We start from the raw sequence: 5,175 nt of genomic DNA on the forward strand, positions 1-5,175 counted from the left end.
ATTATCCAGGACTAAAATCTTACAGACAGGGTAGCGTTGTCCGATTGCTAAGGCCGTAGACAAGCCAACTATTCCGCCACCGATAATAGTAAAATTATATTGAGACATTGGTCAGTGGTCATGGGTCATTGGTCATGGGTCATTGGTCATTGGTCATTCGTGCTTGGGCATTGGTCATTGGTCATTCGTCAGTGGTCATTGGTCATTCGTCATTACGTGAAGTCGGGGCGGGTTTATTTACATCTGGGTGTAACCAAAAAGATAGTAGTGAAACCCGCCCCTACACAATCTCCTCTATCTCCTGATAACTGATAACTGATAACTGATAACTGATAACTGATAACTGATAACTGATAACTCCCCCATCTACATTTGTGGTGCGATCGCATAATCCACTAACTGGGCTATTTTTTGCCGTAGAGTTTCGAGTCCTAACCGCTTGCTAGCCGAAATAAATATCCCTTGGGGAAATTCCTCTTGGGCTAAAACTAGGGTATCACTGTCTACGTCGTCAATCTTGTTAAACACCACCAGAACCGGTCCCGGTGTCACAGGCATATCTGCCAAAATGGACATAACTGAACGAATATGATTTTGCCATGCGGGATGGGATAAATCCACCAGATGGATTAACGCATCGGCTTCTGTCACCTCTTCCAACGTGGCGCGGAAGGAATCGACGAGGGGGGGTGGTAATTCGTGAATGAATCCCACGGTGTCGGTGAGTAGAACTGTAATCGATTCCCCTGTCTTGGGATCAGTAATCGGTAGACGTCGGGTGGTGGGGTCGAGGGTGGCAAATAATTGATCAGCGGTGTAAACTTCGGCATTAGTTAATGTATTTAACAACGTCGATTTGCCAGCATTTGTATAACCCACAACAGAAATCGTTGGCACATCTTGTTTCTGGCGTCGTTGTCGCATCCGCGATCGATGTGCCTGCAACTGGTTCACTTCTTGTTGCAATCGGGCAATTCGGCGCTGAATTGCACGGCGTTCGGTTTCTAATTTGGTTTCCCCTGGACCACGAGTCCCAATTCCACCGCCTAATCGAGACATGGCTTGACCTCGACCCGTGAGGCGCGGCAGCATATATTCTAATTGGGCTAATTCGACTTGTAATTTCCCGGCACGGGATTGGGCGCGTTGGGCGAATATATCTAATATGACTTCCGTGCGATCAACGACTCGTATCCCAGTTTGGGCTTCTAGGTTACGAACTTGGGCGGGGGATAAGTCGCGGTCAAATACGACCAGATTCGCCCCTAATGTCTGCACCGTCAGGGCAATTTCCTGCACTTTTCCCGCGCCGACAACGGTTTGAGGATGGGGTTGCGATCGCCTTTGTCGCATCGTCTGTAATACTTCCCCGCCTGCGGTTTGCACCAGTCGGGCAATTTCGGCTAACCCGTCTTCAAACTGCCCCTTACTCATATTGCCTGTCATTAACCCGACAATCAACACCCGATCTTGATCAACATCGACGTGTTGGGCGATGAATTCGCGGCGAAATTCGGCTTCAAGTCCTTCGACTAAATCAAAGAAATCTTGTTTAGTCAATACATCCAGACTTAATGCTGGGGACATAAGCCAATTGGGTTGACCCTCGGTGTCTTGTCTGGAAGACTGAGTAACGGGAATCAGGTGGGCTAAATAGGTTTCGTTGACATATCCGGTTGCACCCCCTCCCCGGCGTTCAAATCCTGATTCACTCACGGTTAGCATGACTAACGCATCTAAGCGCTGAATCGCCATAGCGGTTAAGTCCGTGTTACGCGGGGTATGGGATTTGAGTTGAGTCGCAATGCAGCGAATCCCACACAATCGTTCTGCACCATAGCGGGGTAACTCTAAAGGTGGGATTTTGGTTTGTGTTGGTGTTCCCACTCCCACTCGAATCACCTGTCCTCGACGATTCAGGTAAGTACATAAAGGTTGTTTAATATCAGCGCTAATGGCGGCTAACCGTTGGGCAAATTCCGGCGTGGTCAAGCGATCGCCCGGTAAGCGCTGGTGATAGAGGCGTTGCAGTTGTTTAAGCTGGCTAGGCTTTAAGCCGACAAGATTGCCATAGATCGTTTCGATAGGCGACTTCCAGTAAACTGGCTCCTGACTCTACTGTTGTTTATTTTAGCGAGTTTTTGACTTCCTCCCCGGCGTAAACTGAAGAAACCGCTGCCAATCTAGAGGATTTTGAGCGTCAGATTGCTCCTGTAAGTTAATTCAATTGACAGGCAAATCCAAATGTAGGGGCGGGTTTAGGAACTCAAGTAACGGGGAAATCACTACATTTCATCCAAAACCCGCCCTTCCCCCCTCCCTCATCTCCCCTCTTGACAGGTGTGTCTCGTGTGAGGTAATTTGTATATAACTAAATAATGATTTAGTAAATAATAGACAAAATGCTCCAAGGGAGATGAACCGATGTTATTTCGTCAACTATTTGACAGTGAAACCAGCACCTATACCTACCTGATTGCTGATGTAACCACAAAAGCCGCGATTCTGGTCGATCCGGTCAAAGAACAGGTGGATCGCGATCGCAAACTTCTGGATGAGTTGGGATTAACCCTACAATATTGCCTAGAAACGCATATTCACGCCGATCACGTCACCGGAACAGCGCAACTGCGCGAGTTGACTCACTGTCAGGGTGTGGTTCCTCAAAATGCCTCAGCTGCTTGTGCTGACCGCTTTCTGGCGGATGGGGAGGTGTTAATGGTGGGTTCAGTTGAGATTGTTGCGATCGCCACACCGGGTCATACCGATAGTCACAACGCCTATCTGGTGAATCGCGATCGCGTCCTCACGGGAGATTCGCTGTTAATTCGCGGATGCGGTCGAACTGATTTCCAAGGCGGTGATGCAAGCACGTTATTTAATTCCATAACTCAAAAGTTATTTAGTTTGCCCGATGAGACGCTGGTGTATCCCGGACATGATTATCACGGACATACCGTATCCACAATTGGCGAAGAACAGCAATGGAATCCCCGATTAGCCAATCGCGATCGCGCCAGCTTTATCGAATTGATGAATAACTTAAATCTTCCTGATCCGAAAAAGATGATGGAAGCGGTTCCCGCTAATGAACGCTGTGGCAAAGTAGCGGTGACAACATAAAAGAACAAGGATTCCTGTAAACATCTACACCAATACATTAAGTTAGACAAGTTTTGCATATAGATAAGGAGAAAAAATCATGGTTTTAGCCAATGCCAATAACCTACAAGAAATAGACGCCCAAACGTTAAAACAATGGCTAGATAATCAACAAGTAATGCTGATTGACGTGCGGGAACCGGGCGAATATGCCAGCGAACATATTCCTGGGGCAAAATTAATGCCACTCTCTAACCTGAATCCCACCGGGGTTAAACCAGAAACCAATCAACAGGTTGTATTGTACTGCCAAAGCGGGAATCGCTCGAAACAAGCAGCCCAAAAACTCTTCGAGTCTGGGTTTGAATCGGTGAATCATCTTCAAGGCGGATTACCCACTTGGAAATCTGCCGGATATCAGACTCAGGTCAATAAAAATGCGCCAATTAGTTTATTCCGACAAGTGCAAATTGTGGCAGGGACATTAGTCTTTACGGGAACTATATTAGGTGCGTTTGTCTCGCCTTGGTTTTTAATCTTGAGTGGTTTTGTCGGTGCGGGATTAGTCTTTGCAGGCGTGAGTGGAACCTGTGCCATGGGTATGTTATTGGCAAAACTACCTTACAATCAACGAGTTTAAATGTGATAGGTCACTGATTTAAGGTTGGTGGGCAATGCCCACCCTACAGGGTGTTGACATAAGACCAAGGACATAAGACAAATGACTACTTGGATAATTGGGCTAATTCTTGCTTCCGGAATTGGCATTAGTTTGGGGTTAATGGGGGGTGGCGGTTCGGTGCTAGCCTTGCCTATTTTAGTGTATGTGATGGGGGTGGAAGCAAAAAGCGCGATCGCGATGACATTGGTTATCGTGGGAACCGTTAGCCTGATTGGAACTATCCCTCACTGGCGGCGAGGGAATATAAATTTTAAAAAGGCATTTATGTTCGGTGCGGCGACGATGGTAGGCGCATATTTGGGGGCAAAGTTAGCCTTTTTTGTCAGCGGAACGGTCCAGCTTCTTCTCTTTGCGGTAATGATGATCATTGCCGCAGGATTTATGATCCGCAAAAGCAGTAAACCGACGAAACCAGATAACGACTTGCAGTATTATCCTCAACCGGTGTGTAAATATTGTTGGGTGTGGATGCTAACTGAAGGGTTAGGTGTGGGCGTATTGACAGGTTTAGTCGGGGTTGGCGGTGGATTCGCGATCGTTCCGGCATTGGTATTATTAGGAAATACGCCGATGAAGGAAGCGGTGGGAACGTCATTATTAATTATTGCCTGTAACTCGGTAGCTGGATTTCTGGGATATTTGGGACAGGTTCCCCTAGATTGGGGGTTAATGGGTTCATTTATTGTGGTGGCAAGTGTGGGAATTATAGTTGGCGCATATTTGGCACAGTATGTAAAAGCTCAACAATTACAGAAAGCCTTTGGTTATTTTTTAATTGCCGTAGCCGCGTTTATTTTAGTTCAAAATCGTCAGGTGTTCACATCAGGACAGCATCAGACGGAATCAATTAGGCAGCCAGAGGTTCAGATAGCTTATCGATAAATTGCCGATTTGATGAATGTTGGTTGGGGCTTGACTTTTTGGGTCGTTTCAGGTATTATTTCATCATGGGAAAATGTGCCGTCCTATAGACCCAAATAACCCCGAATCAGTAGGGTGGGTTAGGCGGTATTCAATAGAAAAAACAAATCCTTGAATTAGATATCCGCCGTAACCCACCAAATTATCGTTGCTAACAGTTAGGCGGTATTCAATAGAAAAAACAAATCCTTGAATTTAGATATCCGCCGTAACCCACGTAGGGTGGGTTAGGCGGTACGGTATTCAATAGAAAAAACAAATCCTTGAATTAGATATCCGCCGTAACCCACCAAATTATCGTTGCTAACAGTTAGGCGGTATTCAATAGAGAAAACAAATCCTTGAATTAGATATCCGCCGTAACCCACCAAATTATCGTTGCTAACAGTTAGGCGGTATTCAATAGAAAAAACAAATCCTTGAATTTAGATATCCGCCGTAACCCACGTAGGGTGGGTTAGGCGGTACGG

Annotated in this window: 5 protein-coding genes; 4 read left to right on the forward strand and 1 reads right to left on the reverse strand. The window is 46.3% G+C overall.

Annotated features, from left to right (window positions below):
- The first annotated feature begins 107 nt into the window (after positions 1–107).
- Positions 108–305: a hypothetical protein gene (locus RIG27_RS32375; RefSeq protein WP_446351158.1), complete on the forward strand. Its 198-nt coding sequence runs from the start codon at positions 108–110 to the stop codon at positions 303–305.
- A gap of 61 nt (positions 306–366) precedes the next feature.
- Here the strand turns inward: RIG27_RS32375 and hflX are convergent, their stop codons facing one another.
- A complete protein-coding gene (gene hflX / locus RIG27_RS32380) occupies positions 367–2,085 on the reverse strand; it encodes a GTPase HflX (RefSeq protein ID WP_446351162.1) in 1,719 nt (572 codons plus the stop codon).
- Between the two features lie 339 nt (positions 2,086–2,424).
- Here hflX and RIG27_RS32385 point away from each other — a divergent pair, with 339 nt between their 5' ends.
- The 3 genes from RIG27_RS32385 (at position 2,425) to RIG27_RS32395 (ending at position 4,666) form a co-directional block, all read left to right on the forward strand.
- On the forward strand, positions 2,425–3,123 hold the full coding sequence (locus RIG27_RS32385) for an MBL fold metallo-hydrolase (RefSeq protein WP_446351159.1): 699 nt from the start codon (positions 2,425–2,427) through the stop codon (positions 3,121–3,123).
- Between the two features lie 79 nt (positions 3,124–3,202).
- On the forward strand, positions 3,203–3,742 hold the full coding sequence (locus RIG27_RS32390; protein WP_446351160.1) for a rhodanese-like domain-containing protein: 540 nt from the start codon (positions 3,203–3,205) through the stop codon (positions 3,740–3,742).
- Between the two features lie 81 nt (positions 3,743–3,823).
- The gene (locus tag RIG27_RS32395; RefSeq protein WP_446351161.1) at positions 3,824–4,666 is read left to right on the forward strand and encodes a sulfite exporter TauE/SafE family protein; all 843 of its coding nucleotides are present in this window, start codon (positions 3,824–3,826) and stop codon (positions 4,664–4,666) included.
- The last annotated feature ends 509 nt before the right edge of the window (positions 4,667–5,175 follow it).

Source organism: Coleofasciculus sp. F4-SAH-05 (assembly GCF_040222985.1).
Classification (GTDB): domain Bacteria; phylum Cyanobacteriota; class Cyanobacteriia; order Cyanobacteriales; family Coleofasciculaceae; genus Coleofasciculus; species Coleofasciculus chthonoplastes.

What these genes read in the sequence shown, in the direction of transcription:
- RIG27_RS32385 (WP_446351159.1), top strand. Translation starts at nt 2,425, where the DNA reads ATGTTATTTCGTCAACTATTTGACAGTGAAACCAGCACCTATACCTAC.
- RIG27_RS32390 (WP_446351160.1), top strand. Translation starts at nt 3,203, where the DNA reads ATGGTTTTAGCCAATGCCAATAACCTACAAGAAATAGACGCCCAAACG.
- RIG27_RS32395 (WP_446351161.1), top strand. Translation starts at nt 3,824, where the DNA reads ATGACTACTTGGATAATTGGGCTAATTCTTGCTTCCGGAATTGGCATT.